Origin of the sequence: Rhizobacter sp. LjRoot28, assembly GCF_964253025.1 — a bacterium.
In the GTDB taxonomy this organism is placed as follows: Bacteria; Pseudomonadota; Gammaproteobacteria; order Burkholderiales; family Burkholderiaceae_C; genus Rhizobacter.
On record NZ_CAXUQC020000001.1, the window covers coordinates 798,434 to 815,119 of the forward strand.

Sequence of the window (16,686 nt, forward strand, 5' to 3'; positions counted from 1 at the left end):
GAGTCTCCGACTTTTATGGTTGGCAGCGCGTCGAGGCGCTGTCTGTCCAGTCTAGGTCGGGGCCCTGCAGCGCTCAAGCTGCGGAAAACACCCGGTGCGAGCAGCGGGTTGCGCTGCCGTCAGTGGCCGAGTTGCTGCCAGAGGTAGCTGAACTCGAGCGCCTGCAGGTGCGCGCGCTGCGCGTTGTCGGCCGCGCCGCCATGCCCGCCCTCGATGTTCTCGTAGTAGAGCACCGGATGGCCGAGGGCCTGCATGCGAGCGGCCATGCGGCGTGCGTGACCCGGGTGCACGCGGTCATCGCGGGTGGAGGTGGTGAACAGCACCTTCGGGTACCGCGTGTCCGCACGCAGTTGCTGGAACGGGCTGTAGCGGGAGATGAAGGCCCACTCGGCAGGGTCGTCCGGGTTGCCGTACTCGGCCATCCAGGAGGCACCGGCCAGCAGCGTGTGGTAGCGCTGCATGTCGAGCAGGGGCACCTGGCACACGATGGCGTTGAAGAGATCGGGGCGCTGGGTGAAGGCCGCGCCGACGAGCAGGCCGCCGTTGCTGCCGCCCATCGCACCGAGGTGCTCGGGGGAGGTGACGCCCGTGGCCAGCAGGTCCTCGGCCACGGCGATGAAGTCGTCGTAGCTTCGCTGCTTGTTCTGTTTCGCGGCGGCCTGGTGCCAGGCCGGTCCGAACTCCCCGCCACCGCGGATGTTCGCCACGACCAGCACGCCGCCGCGCGCGTACCAGGCGCGACCGAAGCCGCCCGAATACCACGGCTTGAGGGCGATCTCGAAGCCGCCGTAGCCATAGAGCAGGGTCGGGTTGCGGCCGTCTGCCTGCGCGCCCCGTGGCCAGACGACGAAGTAGGGCACGCGCGTCCCGTCCTTCGAGGTGGCGAAGCGCTGTTCGGCACGCAGTCCCTCGGCATCGAACAGGGCGGTGCGCGACTTCAGCACTGTGCGCGCGTCGTCGCGCGTGGTGCCGAGGTAGAGCGAATCGGGTGTGAGGAAGTCGGTGTAGCTCAGCAGATAACTGTCGGCGAGCGGGTCGTCTTCGATGAGCGCGTCGTGCAGGGGACTCACGCCGAGCGTGCCGGGGAAGGGCGCATCCACCGGACGGCCCTGGAAGCCGCCGCCGGCCGGATGCCAGAGCTCGAGGCGACTGGCGACGTTGTCCATCACGTTGAGGAGCACGTGGTCGCGCGTGAAGGTGTAGCCGGCGAGCGAGCGTGTCGCCGTGGGTGTGAACAGCGGCCGCAGGCTGCGTTCGCCCCGCAGGTAGGCTGCGGCATCGGTGTAGAGCAGGGAGCCGCTCGGGAAGGTGCTGCCGTTCACGCTCAGGTCGCTGCGCAGGCTGAGCAGCAGCGTGTCGCGCAGGAAGCTCGGCAAGGCATCGCTCGGGATGTCGAGCGGCTTGAGTTGCTCGCCTTCCAGCAGGAAGAAGCGCTGGTTGTAGAAGTCGGTGGCGCGGCTGAAGAGCGTGCGCTCGAAACCCGGCGTGCGGTCGACCGAGACGCCCACCGCCACGTCGCGGGTCTCGCCTTCGAACACGGTGACGGCCGCCTGCAACGGCGTGCCGCGTTGCCAGCGCTTGATGACGCGGGGGTAGCCCGAGTCGGTCAGCGAACCGGGGCCGAAGTCGGTGCCGACGTAGACGGTGTCGGCATCGATCCAGTCGATGTCGGACTTGGCCTCGGGCAGCTCGAAGCCACCGGGAATGAACTCCCGCGTCTCGGCGTCGAACTCGCGCACGACCTTGGCGTCGGCGCCGCCGCGGGAGAGCGAGATGAGGCAGCGGCGGTAGTCCGGCCCGAGACAGGCAGCGCCTCCCCAGACCCAGTTCTCGCCTTCGCGTTCGCCCAGGGCATCCAGGTCGAGCACGGTGTCCCAGCGGGGCTCCGGACGCTGGTACTCCTCGAGCGTGGTCCGCCGCCACAGGCCGCGCTTGTGGGTGTCGTCCTGCCACAGGTTGTAGAGCCAGCGGCCGCGCCGCACGACAAAGGGAATGCGGTCGCGGGCGTTCAGGACCTCGAGCAACTGGGCGCGCGTCGGTGCGTACTCGGGACGCGCCGTCAGTTCGGCCTGCGATCGCTCGTTCTGCGCACGCACCCAGGCCATGGCCCGCTCGCCTTGCACCTCCTCGAGCCAGAGGAGCGGGTCATCGGCGGCAGGCACGGCGGGCGGGTGGTCGGTCATGGTGGTGCAGGCGGTCAGGGCGAGGACGAAGGCGAGGCCGATGCCGAGTCTGCGGCGCGGGGCGGCCGCCAGCAGGCGCGGCATCAAGGGTCAGGCGAGCTGGGCGCGCTCGGGATGGCGCTGCAGGTACGACTGCACGTAGGCACAGACGGGGTCGACCCGCAGGCCTTCGTCGCGGGCGAAGTCGAGCGCCGTCTCGACCAGTGCCGCGGCGATGCCGCGGCCCTGCAGCGACGGGTGCACGGCGGTATGCGTCATCACGAGCTTGCCGTTCGACATCACGTAGTCGGCGACGTTGAGATGGCCCTCCACCTCGCATTCGAAGCGCTGCTGCGCGGCGTTGTGGATGACCTTGGGCGTGGACGTTTCCATGGCGGGGACCGGTGAGGGTGGAGCCCCCATTCTGAGCCATCCGCGCACCGGCCTCGACCCGTCCGGCGCTGAAACCCTGTGCCGGGTACGGGGTGCTCAGCCGGGTGTCAGGCGCTCGGGGGCGATCTCCACCGAGCGCTGGCCGTCGCCGATCCAGACCGTGCCGTCCTGTACCGTGACCTGCAATTGCATCGTGCGCTGGGCCAGCTCGGCCAGGGCCTGGCTCTGCTCGGGCGGCACCTGCCAGATGGTGAGGTTGCGCGCCCGGGTGATCTTGGTCGCGATGCCGCTCCACCACACCGGCGTGCTCGAGGCGAAGCTGTAGACCGTGACCCGCTCTGCCCGGGGACTGGCCTTCATCAGCCGCTTGTCATCGGGCTGACCGACCTCCAGCCAGTGGGTGATCTGGCCCGTGAGGTCCTTCTGCCAGAGGTCCGGCTCGTCGGTGTCCCACAGGCTCTTGGCGAACTCGAGCGCACCGTGGTCGTTGTCGGACGGCACGTTGAGCGCGAACGCCAGCACCCGCATCATCATGCGTTCGTCGGTCTCCGACGGGTGGCGCGCGATCGTGACCGCATGGTCGCCATAGACGTTGCGGTCCATGTCGGCGAGTTGGATGCTGGCTTTGTAGATCGTCGCTTTGAGCGCCATGGCACGGCCGGGAGAAAGAAGAACCGGCGATTAGACCAGATGGCCGCTGACAGGCGACGCACAGCGGCGACAATGCAAGACGTACGAAGACCGAGCGAGTGTCCCCATGACAATGAAGAAGTTCGACCTGGCCAAGAGCATGGCCCTCAAGATCAACGGCAAGATGAAGAGTGCCGGTGCGCCTGACCGTTTCGCCCAGGGTGCCGCCACGGCACTCGACAAGCGCGAACGCCGCCTGCGCGATGCCGCCGCCGGGCTTGTTCCCTTCGCGTGCAAGCTGCCCGCCGAACTCGTGCGGGAACTGGGCGAACGCGCCGCCACGCACGAGGGCGGGCTCAACGCGGTGGTCGAGGAGCTGTTGAGAGCCGGTCTGGCCGGGGCGCCTCAGGCCACGAAGTGATCCCGCAAGGCCGATAGGCCGTGCGAATCGAATCGCGGCCCCTGTCGTGGCCTGATGCCCTCAGGGCATCGACGCGCTGGCCGCCGGAGCCTGAGGCACCGCGATGCCCGGCGACAGGTGCATGTCGTCCTGTACGCGCACGCCGGTGACGAAGTGGCGCGTGTCACCGAAGCAGGTGGTGGGCAGGCCCACCTTCTCTTCGTAGTGAAGCGAGACGCGCTTGCCCATGACGGCATTGACCTGCGCGGCCACGGCCTCGTCGTGGATGGTGAAGAGGAACTTCTCTGGCGTGCTGCCGGGCAACGAGACCAGGGCCAGCTCGCCCTCCCATGTCTTGCACAACCAGCCCTTGCTGGAGAGCTTCTGGACCCAGCCCGCCCGTTCGCCGCTGGAGTAGTTCCAGTTCAGCACGGCGACGAAGTACACCGCGATGACCAGCACCACGACGCCCACGCCCAGCAAGAATTTCGCAACCCGCATTCCGTCCGCTCCCTTGATGGCGCCGGATGCGGCGCCTCTCCATGATGTGGGGCGGAGTCTACCCGGCGTCGTTCAGCCGTAGACGGCCACCACCTGGTAGCCCAGCGCGGCCAGTTCGCCTGCAGGGGTCCACAGGCGCGACACCTGGTTGACGTAGCCACCGGCGGCGGCGATGACCTCCGTATCGACACGCCACCAGGCGTCCGGATCCGGGGCCTGGGCAACGGGACGCAGCTCGAGCTCCCATGAGACGCTGCTGGCTGGAGTGCGCTGCGTGAAGCGGCCGAGCACCGGGGTGGGCGGCACGTCCGCCAGCAGGACGGTGAGCAGTTCCGGGGCGATGGGTCCCTCGCGCAAGCGCAGGTGGATGTGGCTGTGCCAGGCATCGCCGCCGGTGAACGGCACGGCGCCCTCGCTCCAGCGACCCTCGATGTGCTGCAGGAAATTGGGCGACACGCCCGGCATGAAGGGCACCTGCGTCGCGTCGGCCGCGGTGTTGCGGGTGGCCGGCTGGGGCGGCGAAGCGACCGGCACCGCGGTCTCGCGGTCGACCCCGAAGACGCCCAGCAGCAAGGCGGCCGTCTGGCCGGCCTGCTGCACGAGCGCCTGGATCTGCCGCACGTTCTTGCCTTCGCGCAACACCTGCACGCTCACCTGCACCGGCCCGCGGTCCACCGGGCCGATGAAACTCGTTTGCAGGGCGCGCAGCCGGACCGCATCGGGCCAGCCGGCGCCTGCCACGTCGCGCATGGCCTGAACGGCGAGCGTGGAGATCAGGCCGCCGAAGGTGGTGCGGCCTTGCTGCCAGTCTTCGGGGATGTCGAAGGTGACGGTGGACGCGCCAGCCGGATGAACGCGGGCGGAGAGCAGGTCGGGCAGCGAGGTCGGCATGGCGGCATGGAAAGGCGGTGAACAGCCGTACATTATCCGATCGCGGCCGGCGGCGCAGGAAAGCGCGCACCGAGCGCCGAGAGGAAGCTGCCGAAGGCGATGGGCTTGGTCCAGTAGTCCTCGAAGCCGGCGGCGAGCGCGCGGGCGATGTCCTCCGGCATCGCGTTGGCCGACAGGGCGATGCAGGGCACGCCGGCCGTGGCGGGGTCGGCGCGCAGTCGGCGAAGCACCTCGAAGCCGTCGATGTCGGGCAGCTGGATGTCGATCAGCACGAGGTCGGGCCGCAGCCGGACGGCGGAGGCCACGCCGGCCAGGCCCGTCGCGCAGGATTCGATCGAGAGGTCGGTGTGGCCGCGCACCAGTTCCTCCACCAGCAGCTGGTTGATGGGGTTGTCCTCGATATACAGGAGCTGGCCGGAGCGGGTGCGCTGATGCGGTGACGGAGCCGCGTCGCCGCCACTGGGCGGCGCCACGCGAGGAGCGGCCGGTTCGGGCTGTCGGGGCAGCCGCACGGTGAAGCGGGTGCCCTTGCCCGGTTCGCTCTCGACCGCGATGCTGCCCGCCATGCGCCGCACCAGCCCTTTCACCACGGCGAGGCCGATGCCCGTGCCTTCGATGCCTTCGCGCTCCACGCCGAGGCGGTTGAACGGCTCGAAGAGCTGGTTCAACTGCTGCGCCGTCATGCCTCGGCCGGTATCGCTCACGGCAAGCTCCACGGTGTCGTCCGTCACGCGGGAGGTCACCGTCACCTGGCCCTGCGGCCGGTTGTACTTGATGGCGTTGGTCAGCAGGTTGATGAGCACCTGGCGGATGCGCGTGCGGTCGCCACGCGCGACCCCGTCGAGGGGGCCGAGCGCGATGCCGACGTCGTGCCGATGCACCAGCGACTGCACGATGGGCAAGGATTCGCGGGCCACGTCGGCCAGCGGCACGGCCTGCAGGTCGATCTTCATCTGGCCCTGGTCGAGGCTGGAGAGGTCGAGCACGTCGTTGATGAGTGCGAGCAGGTGCTCGCCCGCGCCGTGGATGTGGCCGAGCTTCTCCAGCTGCTCGGCGTCCAGCCGCCCGCCGAGCTTCAGCAGTTGCGCGAACCCGAGCACCGCATTGAGCGGCGTGCGCAGCTCGTGGCTCATGCGGGCAAGGAACTGCGACTTCGCCTCGCTCTCGCGTTGTGCGACCAGGCGGTCCTGCCGCTCCGCCTCGGCCGTCATCCGCTCATGGATGTCCCAGTTGACGCCGACCTGGCGCACCACTTCGCCGCGGCTGTCGAGCTGCGGCACCGAGCGGGAGGCGAGCCAGCGGTAGGACCCGTCGGGCAGGCGAATGCGGAACTCGTAGGTGCACATGCGCCGGTCGCGAACCGATTCGGCATTGACGGCCTGGATGCGCGGCAGGTCGTCCGGATGGGCCAGGGAAACGCGCAACTGTTTGGCATCGCCGCCGGCGTCGGGATCGAGTCCGCGCAGGCGGAACATCTGTGCGTCCCATTGCACGGTGTCGGTGACGAGGTCGTGCTCCCAGGTGCCAATGCCGGCGCCGTGCGTGGCCAACGCGATGCGCTCGTTGGCCCGGCGCAGTGCGGCTTCGGTTTCCACCCGCTGGGTGATGTCCATGGTGATGCCGAAGAGCACCGATCGGCCGTCGCGGACTTCGTGCCGCGAACGGTTGACCAGCGAGCGCACGACGCCATCGGGCCGCACGATGCGGTACTGGTGCTCGACGGTGGTGCCGTTGGACGCCATCATCTCCGCCTGCGCGTTGCGCATGCGCGCACGGTCCTCGGGATGGATGATCCGCTCCACCCACTCGTGGCGGGAGGGCGGCCCGAGTTCGGGCGGGCGGCCGACGATCTCGAACATCTGCGAATTCCATTCCGGTCGGCCGGTGCCGGGATTGCGGCTCCAGATGCCCATGCCGGCCGCCGTGGCGGCAATCTCGAGCCGCTTGGCGATCTCGCTCGCGTGGCGCGCTTCCTCGACCTGCTCGCTGACGTCGAGCGCCACCCCGACGAACTCGATGGGGTCGCCATGCTCGTTGCGGCGAAGCATGCGCCGGGTCAGCACGTAGCGCCAGCTGCCGTCGGCGCGCCGGTAGCGCGCCTCCATGTCGACCGGGCGGTCGGTGCGCATGGCCTGCTCGGCAGCCGCCTCCACGTGGGGCAGGTCGTCCGGGTGGATCATCTCGCGCACCTCGTCCAGCGCCATGCCTTCCAGGCGGTGCGGGATGCCCACCACCTCGAACGCCCGGTTGTTGCTGTAGATCCGGTTGGTGCGGAAGTCGTGCCGCCAGACCGCGATGTTCCCGAGGTCCATGGCCATCTGCAGCTGCGCGCTCGTCGCGTGGAACGACTTGGCCAGCTCGTACACCTCGGTGTCGTCCACCATCACGCCGCTGATGAGGGAGGGCTGGCCGTCAGGGCCGGCCTTGACCTCCCACTGCGCATGCACATGGCGAGGCGCCTGCCCCGGCAGCATGATGCGGTAGCGGCTGGTGTAGCGGCCCGGCTCGCGGCTGGAAGCGCGATAGCGCTGCCCGGGGCGGTCGTCGGGATGGATGCGCGCGGCCACGGCCTCGAAGTCGGGCACACCGTCGGCCGGGTCCAGCCCGAAGAATCGGAACATGTGTCGGTCCCAGCGTCCGGCGCCCAGGGGCAGCTGCCGCTCCCAGAAGCCGAGGCGCCCGAAGTCCTGGGCGGTCTCCAGCTGCTCGGCCAGGCGGGCCGCTTCGGCGGCAAGCGCCTCGGTCTCGGTGGTATCGCGAAGGGCCACCTGCCAGCGCGCCCCGGTGACCGGTGCGGTGCCATCGGCCAGCGGCGCGAGCGTGAGGAGGCCGCGGCGGGGAGTGCCGGCGGCGTCAGTCCAGTTCAGCGCCTCGCGCCTGAGTGGCTGCGCGGCGGCCAGTGCGCCTGCCAACCACGACCGTGCGTCGGCGTCGAGGCCCAGCGCCGCCCCGAGCGGGCCGGCCTGCACCGGGCAGGCGGCGCGAAACGCCGCGTTGACCCACAGCAAGCTGCCGTCGGCGTCGCTCAGGGCCAGCAGGTCGGAGGCTGCATCCAGCAGGTCGCCCCAGGCCGACGGGGCCAAGCTCGCTGGAGGCAAGGGGCGAGGTGAGGCCATGAAACGGGGCAGCGCGGAAGTGGGGGCTGACGAAGTCTAGCCTCGCGCGGCGGCGCCGCGTCTCCGGGAAGCCCCGTGACCGGGGGATGCCTGCCCTCAGGCGTCTGCGACTTTCAGCACGAGCTTGCCGAAGTTCTCGCCGTTGAAGAGCTTGAGCAGGGTCTCGGGGAACGTGTCGATGCCCTCGACCACGTCCTCCTTGCTCTTCATCCGACCCTCGCGCAGGTAGCCGGCCATCTCGGTGATGGCCTGCGGGTAGCGGTCGGCATAGTCGAAGACCACGATGCCCTCCATGCGTGCGCGGTTGACGAGCAGCGACATGTAGTTGGACGGTCCCTTGACCGGCGTCGTGTTGTTGTACTGGCTGATGGCACCGCAGATGACGATGCGGGCCTTCCGGTTGATGCGGGTCAGCACCGTGTCGAGGATCTCGCCACCGACGTTGTCGAAATAGATGTCGACCCCATTGGGGCAGGCCTGGCGCAGGGCGTCCTTGATGGGACCGGCCTTGTAGTCGATGCACGCGTCAAAGCCGAGTTCGTTCACCACCCAGTCGCACTTGGCCTTGCCGCCGGCAATGCCGACGGCGCGCAGCCCGAGGATCTTGGCCAACTGGCCCACGGTCTGGCCCACGGCACCGGCGGCACCGGAAACGACCAGCGTCTCGCCCGCCCTGGGCTGGCCGACGTCCATCAGGCCGAAGTAGCCGGTCATGCCGGGCATGCCCAGCACGTTGAGCCATTGGGTGAGGCTCCCGACGCGGGTGTCGATCGGGGCGAGGCCGGCGCGGCGGATGTCTGCGCCCGGGACCAGGCAATGGGTTTGCACGCCGAGCGAGCCGCTCACGTGGGCGCCGACCGGAAACTGCGGATTGCGGGAGTCGATGACCACCCCGACGCCACCGGCGCGCATCACCTCGTCGATGCCGACCGGCGGGATGTAGCTCTTGCCTTCGTTCATCCAGCCACGCATGGCCGGGTCGAGCGACAGGGCCAGTGTCTTCACCAGCACGTCGCCGTCGGTGAGCGGCGGCACCGGTTCGTCGGTGAAGCGCCAGTTGTCGCGGGTGGGCATGCCCACGGGGCGGGCGGCGAGTCGAACCTGGTGGTTGGTCAGCGAGGTGGTCGTCGTCATGGTGGCTTCGGGCGGTTCACGAGGGGAGGGCGATGGTAGACCGGGCGGGCAGCCGGGCCTGTCGCGCGTTTGTCACCGTGCGGGCGCGTGAATCGGCCCATTGTCGGATGAGGCCCACAGCACGTGGCGCGCACGCCCGACAGTCTGCGCGTCGCGGCGTTCCTATAGTCGAAGCCATCACGACGAGGAAGGAATCCCCCATGAAAGCCGCGCTGAAACGTCTTCCGGGTGCGGTTGCGCTGGCTGGCCTCCTGGCCCTGAACTCGCTCTTTGCCGCGCCGCCCGTCCAGAGCGTTCCCAAGTTGGACCTTCAGCGCTATGCGGGCACCTGGTACGAGTTGGCCCGACTGCCGAACCGCTTCCAGGACCAGTGCGCCGGCGACGTCACGGCCACCTACTCGCCGAATGCCGACGGTTCGGTGCAGGTCATCAACCGCTGCCGCAAGCGCGACGGCGACATGAGCGAGAGCGAGGGTCGCGCCACCACTGCGCCGGGCGACACGTCCGGAGCCCAGCTGAAGGTGAGCTTTCTGCCGTCCTGGCTCCAATGGCTGCGCATCGGCCGGGGTGACTACTGGGTCGTGATGCTAGACCCCGAGTACCGCTATGCGGTGGTCAGCGAGCCGAGTCGCGAGTACCTGTGGGTGCTGTCCCGCACGCCTTCGCTGGAGGCAAGCACCTATGACGGCATCGTGGACCGGCTTCGCCTCGCGGGCTATCCGGTCGACAAGCTGGTGCGGACCCCGCAGGGCTCGTCGACATCCCCGGCCGCGAGCCTCGGTGCGAGTGTCAGACGCCTCGTGTGGGCCGTTTCGGCGCCGCCGGCGCAGCAGCGCGCGGCCCTCTGAGACAGGGGCGTTCACGCCCGACCGGTGCGTCCTTCAGGCGACGAACGGTATCCCTAAGTCGCTCGACAAGGTGTCGCGTCGTAAGAAATCTTGCGAGGCCATGCCTTCTCGCGTCTAGTGCGGCGGACAACTCCATCGCCCAAGGGAAGGCCACCATGAATCTCACCGTCCGTTCGCTCCTGCTTGCTCCTCTCGCCTGTGCACTCGCGCTGACAAGCGCTTGTGGCACCCGTGCTCCCAAGGCCGAGGCGGCCAACGCCTCTGCCGCCAAGCCGCAGCAAGGGGAGCGGGTGCAACACGACGGCAAGGCCGGCGAAGTCCGCGGCACGCCGGCGCCTGACAGCAAGTTCAACCAGCTCAGGATGGGCATGAGCATGAAGGAGGTGAAGAAGCTGATCGGCACGCCCACCGATGAGCACTCGTACATCACCGGCAAGGGGTTCCTCTGGTCGATCGGTTCCGACACCTACCGCCAGGAGTACCTCTACAAGGGACTGGGCCGGCTGACCTTCGCGTCCAACGGCGGATTCAGCACGGAGTCTCACCTCATCCGCATCATTCACGACGCCAACGAGAAGGGCACGCGCTCCTGATCAGGCAACGTCGCCGACAGGCGGCAGGCGAAAAAAAACGCGGCCCGAGGGCCGCGCTTTTCATGATGCGCACGAGCCGCCCGCGGGCGGCAGTGGCGAATCAGAGCACGCGAATGTTCGCAGCTTGCAGGCCCTTCTGGCCTTGCTTCACTTCGAATTCGACGCGCTGGTTTTCCAGCAGGGTCTTGAAGCCGCTGCCGCTGATGTCGCGGAAGTGCGCGAACAGGTCGGCGCCGCCAGCGTCCTGAGCGATGAAGCCGAAGCCCTTGCTCTCATTGAACCACTTCACGGTACCGGTTTGGGTTTGGGTCGTCATGGGACGAGTTCCTATCTATCGATCACAAAAGTCACGCGAAGCACATGCCACGCGTGCCAGTCACACTCAAGAATCTTTATTCGGGGGGGATTTCTAGCGAACCGGCCTGGAACCAGGGCGGCATCAAAAAAGATCACTCACAAGTAATAGCCTTGCGCATTCCTGTACGCCGACTATACACCACGCTTCGCCTTGCACCCGATTACCCATGTGCGAGTGGATGTGACGCGGGTTTGGACCGTGGCCCTGCAAGCGATCGAGACGGCTGACACAATGCCTCCCCGGCCGCCGCGTGCGGCCCCCCGCTCCTGGAGAAAGCCCATGAAGACCCGCGCCGCCGTGGCCTGGAAAGCCGGTCAGCCCCTGACCATCGAAACCGTCGACCTGGAAGGGCCGCGGGCCGGCGAGGTGTTGGTTGAAATCATGGCGACCGGTATTTGCCATACCGACGCCTACACGCTGTCGGGCGCAGACCCGGAAGGGCTGTTCCCTGCCATCCTTGGCCATGAAGGGGCGGGCATCGTCCGGGACGTCGGTGCGGGTGTCACCTCCCTGCGCCCGGGCGACCACGTCATTCCCCTCTACACGCCGGAATGCCGGCAGTGCAAGTTCTGCCTGTCGCGCAAGACCAACCTCTGCCAGCAGATCCGCAGCACCCAGGGCCGCGGGCTGATGCCGGACGGCACCAGCCGCTTCTCCATCGATGGCCAGCCCATCCTGCACTACATGGGCACGTCGACCTTCAGCAACCACATCGTGGCGCCCGAGATCGCATTGGCAAAGATCCGCGGTGACGCGCCCTTCGACAAGGTCTGCTACATCGGGTGCGGCGTCACGACCGGCATCGGTGCCGTGCTGTTCACGGCCAAGGTGGAGGCCGGGGCCAACGTCGTGGTGTTCGGGCTGGGCGGGATCGGATTGAACGTCATCCAGGGCGCGAGGATGGTGGGTGCCGGCAAGATCATCGGCGTCGACCTCAATCCGGCCCGTGAAGCGATGGCACGCCGCTTCGGCATGACGCACTTCATCAATCCGCGCGACGTGGACAACGTGGTCGACGCGATCGTGCAGCTCACCGACGGCGGCGCCGACTACAGCTTCGAATGCATCGGCAACACCACCACCATGCGCCAGGCGCTCGAGTGCTGCCACAAGGGTTGGGGCCAGAGCATCATCATCGGCGTGGCGGCAGCCGGCGAGGAGATCGCCACCCGGCCGTTTCAGCTCGTCACCGGCCGCGAATGGAAAGGGTCGGCCTTCGGCGGCGCCCGAGGCCGGACCGACGTGCCGAAGATCGTCGACTGGTACATGGAAGGCCGCATCAACATCGACGACCTGATCACCCACACCATGCCGCTCGATCGCATCAACGAGGGCTTCGACCTCATGCACCGTGGCGAGTCCATCCGCTCCGTGGTGCTGTACTGACATGGCGGGCGTCGGCACGTCCATCGAGACGCTCTCCGAGCACGCCTGCTTCGGCGGGGTGCAAGGCTTCTACCGGCACCAGGCCGACAGCATCGGGCTGCCGATGAAGTTCGGCGTCTACCTGCCGCCGCAAGCCGCGCACGGTCCGGTGCCGGTGCTGCTGTTCCTCGCGGGGCTCACCTGCACCGAGGAGACCTTCGCCATGAAGGCCGGCGCACAGCAGCATGCCGCGCGACACGGCCTGATGCTGGTCACGCCCGACACCAGCCCGCGCGACACCGGCGTTCCGGGGGCCACGGCGGTGTGGGACTTCGGCGAGGGCGCCGGCTTCTACCTCGATGCCACGGCCGCCCCCTGGGACCGTCATTGGCGCATGGACAGCTGGATCACGGCGGAGCTGCCCGAGGTGCTGGCCCGCCATTTCCCCTGCCGGCCGGGGCACATCGGGGTCTTCGGCCATTCGATGGGAGGGCACGGGGCCCTGACCCTGGCCCTGCGGCATCCGGACCTTTATCGCAGCGTCTCGGCCATCGCGCCGATCGCGGCGCCGATGCAGGCGCCCTGGGGCCAGAAGGCCTTCCTGGCCTACCTCGGCCCGGACCGCAATGCCTGGGCAGCCCACGATGCCACCGAGCTTGTCACCTGGGGTGGCACCTTGCCGCCGGTGCTGCTCGACCAGGGGCTGGCCGACAAATTCCTGGCCGAGCAACTGCACCTGGACCGCTTCGAGGCCGCCTGCCGCAAGGCCGGCCAGGCGCTCACGGTGCGCCGGCATGCGAACAGCGACCATGGCTACTACTTCATCCAGACCGTCGTCGGCGACCATGTCGCCCATCACGCCGCCGCGCTCTGTGCCTGAGCGTTGCCGGACGCCCAGGCAACGCGACGAGCCGGCGCAGCAGTAGTTGGCATTCGACCGGTGCGCCGATGATTCCGCGCCGGCCGCGAAGGGCGACAATCGCAGCGTGGGCTGCGCCTCGCCTGTCGAGGCGCAGCCGGTCATCGCATCACAAAGGCATTCCCCATGGACATCATCGACTTCGAGCTTCGTGGCGAATTCATCCCGCTCGATGCCTTGCTCAAGGCCACGGGCGTTGCGGGCAGTGGTGGCGCCGCGAAGGCCATGGTGGCCGAAGGCGTCGTCGAGGTTGACGGTCATACGGAGCTGCGCAAGACCTGCAAGGTCAGGGCGGGCCAGGAAGTTGCCGTCACCGGCCTGCGCGTGCGGGTGCATGCGCCGACCATGCCGGCGCCCCTGGACTGAGGCCCCCGCCTCGCGCGCCCGGAAGTCTGGCGCGCCTACAAGCGAAAACCGCCCGGCGAGCGGGCGGTGTCCGTTGCCGTCGGGGCGGCCTCAGAAGGTGTACTTGTAGCCCACCGTGTAGAGGTCGGTGTTGACGTTGCCGTTGCTGCCGTCGAAGCGATAGCGCTCCCATTCGGCGCCGACCGCGTGGTTGCGCGTGATGTCGTACTGCAGGCCCAGGCCGCCCTTGAGGTTGGTGCCGTCGTCACTGACTTCCGTGCCCGAGCGGCCATCCTTCAGCTTGCCCTGGAACACACCGAGGCGGCCCGTCGCCGACAGGGCGCCCGTCAAGGGCACCCGGCCCACGGCGTCGAGGTACGTCCCCTGGCCGCGCAGCGAGCCGGCCGAGCTCTCGAATTTGCCGGTGTTGATCACGCCGACTTCGGCACCGAGGTACTGGTTGAAGTTGTAGCCGGCGAAGAGCTTGGCGCCCGTGTCCGAGCGGTCGGTCGGCGCGCTGGGGAGGTCGTCGCCCTTCAGGCGGGCGGCACCGGCGCCGACGCCGATGTACGGGCCGGAAGCCTGCGGGTTGATGAACTGGGCCTGGGCAGGCAAGGCGAGGGCCGCAGCGCTGGCGGCCAGTGCGGTGGCGAGGAAGGTGCGTTGGGTCTTGCTGGACATCGGTTCGTTTCCTTTCACTGGGTCACGGGCCATCGGGCCCGAGGACGAGGTCGCTGGCTGCGACCGGTGAAGGAATCATGGTTAACCCGCAGCTGAATCGGCAGCGGACGTCGCCGACGTGGCGCGTCGGCCGGTATGGCCGAAATGTGTCAGGCGATCCCTACAGGTTTTGCCTTGCGAAAGGATTGGTCGACGACCCGTCAGCGCCCGCCCCCGGCCTTCGCCCGGCGGGCTTTCTCGCGCAGCATGAACAGGTAGAGGCTCTCGACCTTGGCGCGGGCCCATGGCGTGCGACGCAGGAACTTGAGGCTCGAGGCGACGCTCGGGTCGTGGGTGAAGCAGCGGATGTTCACCTGGCCGGCGAGGCCGTCCCAACCGCCGAACTCCACCAGTTCGTTGAGGATGCGCTCGAGCGTCACGCCATGCAGCGGGTTGCGCGCCTGGACCGGCGCGGCTGACGCCGCCGCGGGGTCGAGCGCGTCTTGTTCAGCGGGTCGATGATCAGGCAACAAACTTCAGCACCGTGTAGTAGTGGCAGGCCGTGCCGGCCAGCACGAAGAGGTGCCATACGCCGTGCGCGTGGCGCCAGCGCTCGTCGTTGGCATAGAAGATGATGCCGACGGTGTACATCAGGCCGCCCGCGACCAGCCAGAAGAGTCCCTCGGCGGGCAGCTGGTTGAACAGCGGTACGGCGGCAATGACACCCAGCCAGCCCATCGCGACGTACAGCGGCACGGACGGCACCCGCTCGCGGCCCACGGCCAGCTCTTTCACGATGCCGATGATCGCGAGGCCCCACACCGTGCCGAAGAGCGACCAGCCCCACGGACCGCGCAGGGTGACGAGCGTGAAGGGGGTGTAGGTGCCGGCGATCAGCAGGTAGATGGCGCAGTGGTCGCACTTCACGAGCACCCGCTTGGCTGCACCACGCACGCTGTGGTACGCCGCCGAAGCACCGTACAGGAGCACCATGGTGGCCGCGAAGACGCTGAAGCTGACCACTTGCCAGGCGTCTCCCGCGACGGCGGCCCGGGTGATGAGGACCGCTGACCCGGCGGCAGCCAGCACGAGGCCGGCAAGGTGAGTGATGCTGTTGAAACGTTCGCCGTGGTACATGATTCTTCCGGTCCGGACGGGGGAAGGCTACCAGAACGCGATGACACTCCTGGCATCATCGCGGCATGAACGCTCTCGTGCCGCCGCCCACCCTGGCCTCGTCGCTCGCGCCGCCCTATGCGGCGCCCTTGCAACTCGGGCGGGCGCTGGCCGCCACCGGCCACGCCGTTGTCAGCCCCGCCGGGCTGTGCGCCTTGCTCGACACCGAGCTGCCGACCCTGACGGCCCTGCAGCCGACGTGGGACGATCTTCCCGCCGACGCCTACCTGCGTGACGGCGGACGCTACCGGCGGCGGCGCCACGCCTGTTTCATCGTCGACGACCAGCAGGTCGAGCGGGTCCCGCACCGGGCCCACTGGCAGCCGGTCGAGTACAACGCCTTGCACGGCGGCATCGAACGCCTCTTCGAACCCATGACCGAGGCCGTGCTTGCCCAGCCGGTCTGGGCCCGGCTGCTGGTGCAGCTGTCGGCCACCTGCTCGGCCTTGCGCGGTGCGCGGCCGTGGTTCGTCGAGGCCCACCAGTTCCGCATTGACACCACCGATGGCATCGGTCGCCCGACGCCCGAAGGCGCGCACCGGGACGGCGTCGATTTCGTTGCCGTCATCCTGGTCGATCGCCGCGGCGTGAAGGGCGGCGAGACCCGGGTCTTCGAGGCCAACGGGCCGCACGGCATCCGCTTCACCCTGACCGAACCCTGGACGCTGCTGATGCTCGACGATGCCAAGGTCATCCACGAAAGCACCCCCATCCTGCCGACGGCCCCGGATGGTCATCGCGACACCTTGGTGCTGACCTTCCGATCGGCCGGGTTCCAGGGGCCGTCCGCGGAGGCCCTTGTGCCCGCCGCGACCGCCCCCAACTGATTTGCTGGCCTGACGTCGGGCCGCCTGCGAGGATGCTCTTGATCCAGTTTTTCCGCGATGTGATGTCCACCCTGGTCCGCCTGGTGCTGATCTCGGCCGGACTGGTGATGGCCGCCCTGGTCGTCGTGCTGGCCGTGGTGACGGCCGTGGGGGTGTTCCTCTGGAGCCTGATCACCGGCCGCAAGCCCGTGGTCCGTTTCGGCGGGCCGGCCCAGTGGTCGGCCATGGCGGCCCGGATGCAGGCGCGCGCGCGTTCGGCGCCGGCCAGCGGCCGGCCGCGCAGCCCGGCCGCCCTCGACGTGATCGACGTCGAGGTGCGCGAAGTGCCGGAGCGGCAGATCCCTCAGCCACGCGACTGAGCGGGCGCG

19 protein-coding genes are annotated in these 16,686 nt (G+C 68.7%); 8 read left to right on the top strand and 11 right to left on the bottom strand.

Annotated elements, in window-relative coordinates:
• Positions 1-119: 119 nt before the first annotated feature.
• The 3 genes from ACSQ2F_RS03790 to ACSQ2F_RS03800 all read right to left on the bottom strand — a co-directional run bounded on the left by ACSQ2F_RS03790 (position 120) and on the right by ACSQ2F_RS03800 (position 3,206).
• A complete protein-coding gene (locus ACSQ2F_RS03790) occupies positions 120-2,267 on the bottom strand; it encodes a prolyl oligopeptidase family serine peptidase (protein WP_436019928.1) in 2,148 nt (715 codons plus the stop codon).
• Between the two features lie 6 nt (positions 2,268-2,273).
• Positions 2,274-2,555 (bottom strand): GNAT family N-acetyltransferase, encoded by a 282-nt coding sequence (locus ACSQ2F_RS03795; RefSeq protein WP_436019930.1) that lies wholly within the window; start codon positions 2,553-2,555, stop codon positions 2,274-2,276.
• Positions 2,556-2,651: 96 nt separating this feature from the next.
• Positions 2,652-3,206 (bottom strand): YaeQ family protein, encoded by a 555-nt coding sequence (locus tag ACSQ2F_RS03800; protein WP_436019932.1) that lies wholly within the window; start codon positions 3,204-3,206, stop codon positions 2,652-2,654.
• 106 nt (positions 3,207-3,312) lie between these two features.
• Here ACSQ2F_RS03800 and ACSQ2F_RS03805 point away from each other — a divergent pair, with 106 nt between their 5' ends.
• On the top strand, positions 3,313-3,606 hold the full coding sequence (locus tag ACSQ2F_RS03805; protein WP_436019934.1) for a hypothetical protein: 294 nt from the start codon (positions 3,313-3,315) through the stop codon (positions 3,604-3,606).
• Between the two features lie 60 nt (positions 3,607-3,666).
• Here the strand turns inward: ACSQ2F_RS03805 and ACSQ2F_RS03810 are convergent, their stop codons facing one another.
• The 4 genes from ACSQ2F_RS03810 to ACSQ2F_RS03825 all read right to left on the bottom strand — a co-directional run bounded on the left by ACSQ2F_RS03810 (position 3,667) and on the right by ACSQ2F_RS03825 (position 9,227).
• Complete coding sequence (locus ACSQ2F_RS03810; RefSeq protein ID WP_436019936.1) at positions 3,667-4,086, bottom strand: hypothetical protein; 420 nt, start codon at positions 4,084-4,086, stop codon at positions 3,667-3,669.
• A gap of 72 nt (positions 4,087-4,158) precedes the next feature.
• The gene (locus ACSQ2F_RS03815) at positions 4,159-4,977 is read right to left on the bottom strand and encodes an acyl-CoA thioesterase (protein WP_436019938.1); all 819 of its coding nucleotides are present in this window, start codon (positions 4,975-4,977) and stop codon (positions 4,159-4,161) included.
• Positions 4,978-5,009: 32 nt separating this feature from the next.
• Entirely contained in the window at positions 5,010-8,093 is a 3,084-nt protein-coding gene (locus ACSQ2F_RS03820; protein WP_436019940.1) for a PAS domain-containing protein, read from the bottom strand.
• A gap of 96 nt (positions 8,094-8,189) precedes the next feature.
• Complete coding sequence (locus ACSQ2F_RS03825; RefSeq protein ID WP_436019942.1) at positions 8,190-9,227, bottom strand: NADP-dependent oxidoreductase; 1,038 nt, start codon at positions 9,225-9,227, stop codon at positions 8,190-8,192.
• 200 nt (positions 9,228-9,427) lie between these two features.
• Here ACSQ2F_RS03825 and ACSQ2F_RS03830 point away from each other — a divergent pair, with 200 nt between their 5' ends.
• Both ACSQ2F_RS03830 and ACSQ2F_RS03835 read left to right on the top strand, forming a co-directional pair.
• The gene (locus ACSQ2F_RS03830; protein ID WP_436019944.1) at positions 9,428-10,075 is read left to right on the top strand and encodes a lipocalin family protein; all 648 of its coding nucleotides are present in this window, start codon (positions 9,428-9,430) and stop codon (positions 10,073-10,075) included.
• 155 nt (positions 10,076-10,230) lie between these two features.
• Positions 10,231-10,668 (top strand): hypothetical protein, encoded by a 438-nt coding sequence (locus ACSQ2F_RS03835; protein ID WP_436019946.1) that lies wholly within the window; start codon positions 10,231-10,233, stop codon positions 10,666-10,668.
• Positions 10,669-10,768: 100 nt separating this feature from the next.
• Here ACSQ2F_RS03835 and ACSQ2F_RS03840 read toward each other — a convergent pair whose 3' ends face one another.
• Positions 10,769-10,984 carry a cold-shock protein gene (locus ACSQ2F_RS03840; protein WP_436019948.1) on the bottom strand — a complete coding sequence of 72 codons (216 nt, stop codon included), beginning with the start codon at positions 10,982-10,984 and terminating at the stop codon, positions 10,769-10,771.
• A 321-nt stretch (positions 10,985-11,305) separates the two neighbouring features.
• Between ACSQ2F_RS03840 and ACSQ2F_RS03845 the strand changes: the two genes are divergently transcribed.
• From ACSQ2F_RS03845 to ACSQ2F_RS03855, 3 genes are all read left to right on the top strand, one after another.
• Positions 11,306-12,412 carry an S-(hydroxymethyl)glutathione dehydrogenase/class III alcohol dehydrogenase gene (locus ACSQ2F_RS03845; RefSeq protein ID WP_436019950.1) on the top strand — a complete coding sequence of 369 codons (1,107 nt, stop codon included), beginning with the start codon at positions 11,306-11,308 and terminating at the stop codon, positions 12,410-12,412.
• Position 12,413: 1 nt separating this feature from the next.
• Positions 12,414-13,271 (top strand): S-formylglutathione hydrolase, encoded by an 858-nt coding sequence (gene fghA / locus ACSQ2F_RS03850; RefSeq protein ID WP_436019952.1) that lies wholly within the window; start codon positions 12,414-12,416, stop codon positions 13,269-13,271.
• 165 nt (positions 13,272-13,436) lie between these two features.
• Positions 13,437-13,676 (top strand): RNA-binding S4 domain-containing protein, encoded by a 240-nt coding sequence (locus ACSQ2F_RS03855; protein WP_436019954.1) that lies wholly within the window; start codon positions 13,437-13,439, stop codon positions 13,674-13,676.
• A gap of 90 nt (positions 13,677-13,766) precedes the next feature.
• Here the strand turns inward: ACSQ2F_RS03855 and ACSQ2F_RS03860 are convergent, their stop codons facing one another.
• The 3 genes from ACSQ2F_RS03860 to trhA all read right to left on the bottom strand — a co-directional run bounded on the left by ACSQ2F_RS03860 (position 13,767) and on the right by trhA (position 15,452).
• Positions 13,767-14,336 carry an outer membrane beta-barrel protein gene (locus tag ACSQ2F_RS03860; RefSeq protein ID WP_436019956.1) on the bottom strand — a complete coding sequence of 190 codons (570 nt, stop codon included), beginning with the start codon at positions 14,334-14,336 and terminating at the stop codon, positions 13,767-13,769.
• A 200-nt stretch (positions 14,337-14,536) separates the two neighbouring features.
• Positions 14,537-14,845, bottom strand: coding sequence for a VF530 family DNA-binding protein (locus tag ACSQ2F_RS03865; protein ID WP_436019958.1), 309 nt, complete (start codon positions 14,843-14,845; stop codon positions 14,537-14,539).
• On the bottom strand, positions 14,838-15,452 hold the full coding sequence (trhA, locus tag ACSQ2F_RS03870) for a PAQR family membrane homeostasis protein TrhA (RefSeq protein ID WP_436019960.1): 615 nt from the start codon (positions 15,450-15,452) through the stop codon (positions 14,838-14,840). The genes ACSQ2F_RS03865 and trhA overlap by 8 nt, the downstream gene beginning before the upstream one ends.
• A 65-nt stretch (positions 15,453-15,517) precedes the next feature.
• Between trhA and ACSQ2F_RS03875 the strand changes: the two genes are divergently transcribed.
• Together ACSQ2F_RS03875 and ACSQ2F_RS03880 are read left to right on the top strand one after the other, a co-directional pair.
• Positions 15,518-16,318: a 2OG-Fe dioxygenase family protein gene (locus ACSQ2F_RS03875; protein ID WP_436019962.1), complete on the top strand. Its 801-nt coding sequence runs from the start codon at positions 15,518-15,520 to the stop codon at positions 16,316-16,318.
• A gap of 62 nt (positions 16,319-16,380) precedes the next feature.
• Positions 16,381-16,677, top strand: coding sequence for a hypothetical protein (locus tag ACSQ2F_RS03880; protein WP_436019964.1), 297 nt, complete (start codon positions 16,381-16,383; stop codon positions 16,675-16,677).
• The last annotated feature ends 9 nt before the right edge of the window (positions 16,678-16,686 follow it).

Bases quoted from the DNA above. Each gene is read 5' to 3' on its own strand.
- ACSQ2F_RS03830 (WP_436019944.1), top strand. From the start codon at position 9,428: ATGAAAGCCGCGCTGAAACGTCTTCCGGGTGCGGTTGCGCTGGCTGGC.
- ACSQ2F_RS03825 (WP_436019942.1), bottom strand. From the start codon at position 9,227: ATGACGACGACCACCTCGCTGACCAACCACCAGGTTCGACTCGCCGCC.
- ACSQ2F_RS03860 (WP_436019956.1), bottom strand. From the start codon at position 14,336: ATGTCCAGCAAGACCCAACGCACCTTCCTCGCCACCGCACTGGCCGCC.
- ACSQ2F_RS03835 (WP_436019946.1), top strand. From the start codon at position 10,231: ATGAATCTCACCGTCCGTTCGCTCCTGCTTGCTCCTCTCGCCTGTGCA.
- ACSQ2F_RS03855 (WP_436019954.1), top strand. From the start codon at position 13,437: ATGGACATCATCGACTTCGAGCTTCGTGGCGAATTCATCCCGCTCGAT.
- ACSQ2F_RS03875 (WP_436019962.1), top strand. From the start codon at position 15,518: ATGAACGCTCTCGTGCCGCCGCCCACCCTGGCCTCGTCGCTCGCGCCG.
- trhA (WP_436019960.1), bottom strand. From the start codon at position 15,452: ATGTACCACGGCGAACGTTTCAACAGCATCACTCACCTTGCCGGCCTC.
- ACSQ2F_RS03795 (WP_436019930.1), bottom strand. From the start codon at position 2,555: ATGGAAACGTCCACGCCCAAGGTCATCCACAACGCCGCGCAGCAGCGC.
- ACSQ2F_RS03880 (WP_436019964.1), top strand. From the start codon at position 16,381: ATGTCCACCCTGGTCCGCCTGGTGCTGATCTCGGCCGGACTGGTGATG.
- ACSQ2F_RS03820 (WP_436019940.1), bottom strand. From the start codon at position 8,093: ATGGCCTCACCTCGCCCCTTGCCTCCAGCGAGCTTGGCCCCGTCGGCC.
- ACSQ2F_RS03790 (WP_436019928.1), bottom strand. From the start codon at position 2,267: ATGCCGCGCCTGCTGGCGGCCGCCCCGCGCCGCAGACTCGGCATCGGC.
- ACSQ2F_RS03840 (WP_436019948.1), bottom strand. From the start codon at position 10,984: ATGACGACCCAAACCCAAACCGGTACCGTGAAGTGGTTCAATGAGAGC.
- ACSQ2F_RS03800 (WP_436019932.1), bottom strand. From the start codon at position 3,206: ATGGCGCTCAAAGCGACGATCTACAAAGCCAGCATCCAACTCGCCGAC.
- ACSQ2F_RS03805 (WP_436019934.1), top strand. From the start codon at position 3,313: ATGACAATGAAGAAGTTCGACCTGGCCAAGAGCATGGCCCTCAAGATC.
- ACSQ2F_RS03815 (WP_436019938.1), bottom strand. From the start codon at position 4,977: ATGCCGACCTCGCTGCCCGACCTGCTCTCCGCCCGCGTTCATCCGGCT.
- ACSQ2F_RS03810 (WP_436019936.1), bottom strand. From the start codon at position 4,086: ATGCGGGTTGCGAAATTCTTGCTGGGCGTGGGCGTCGTGGTGCTGGTC.
- fghA (WP_436019952.1), top strand. From the start codon at position 12,414: ATGGCGGGCGTCGGCACGTCCATCGAGACGCTCTCCGAGCACGCCTGC.
- ACSQ2F_RS03845 (WP_436019950.1), top strand. From the start codon at position 11,306: ATGAAGACCCGCGCCGCCGTGGCCTGGAAAGCCGGTCAGCCCCTGACC.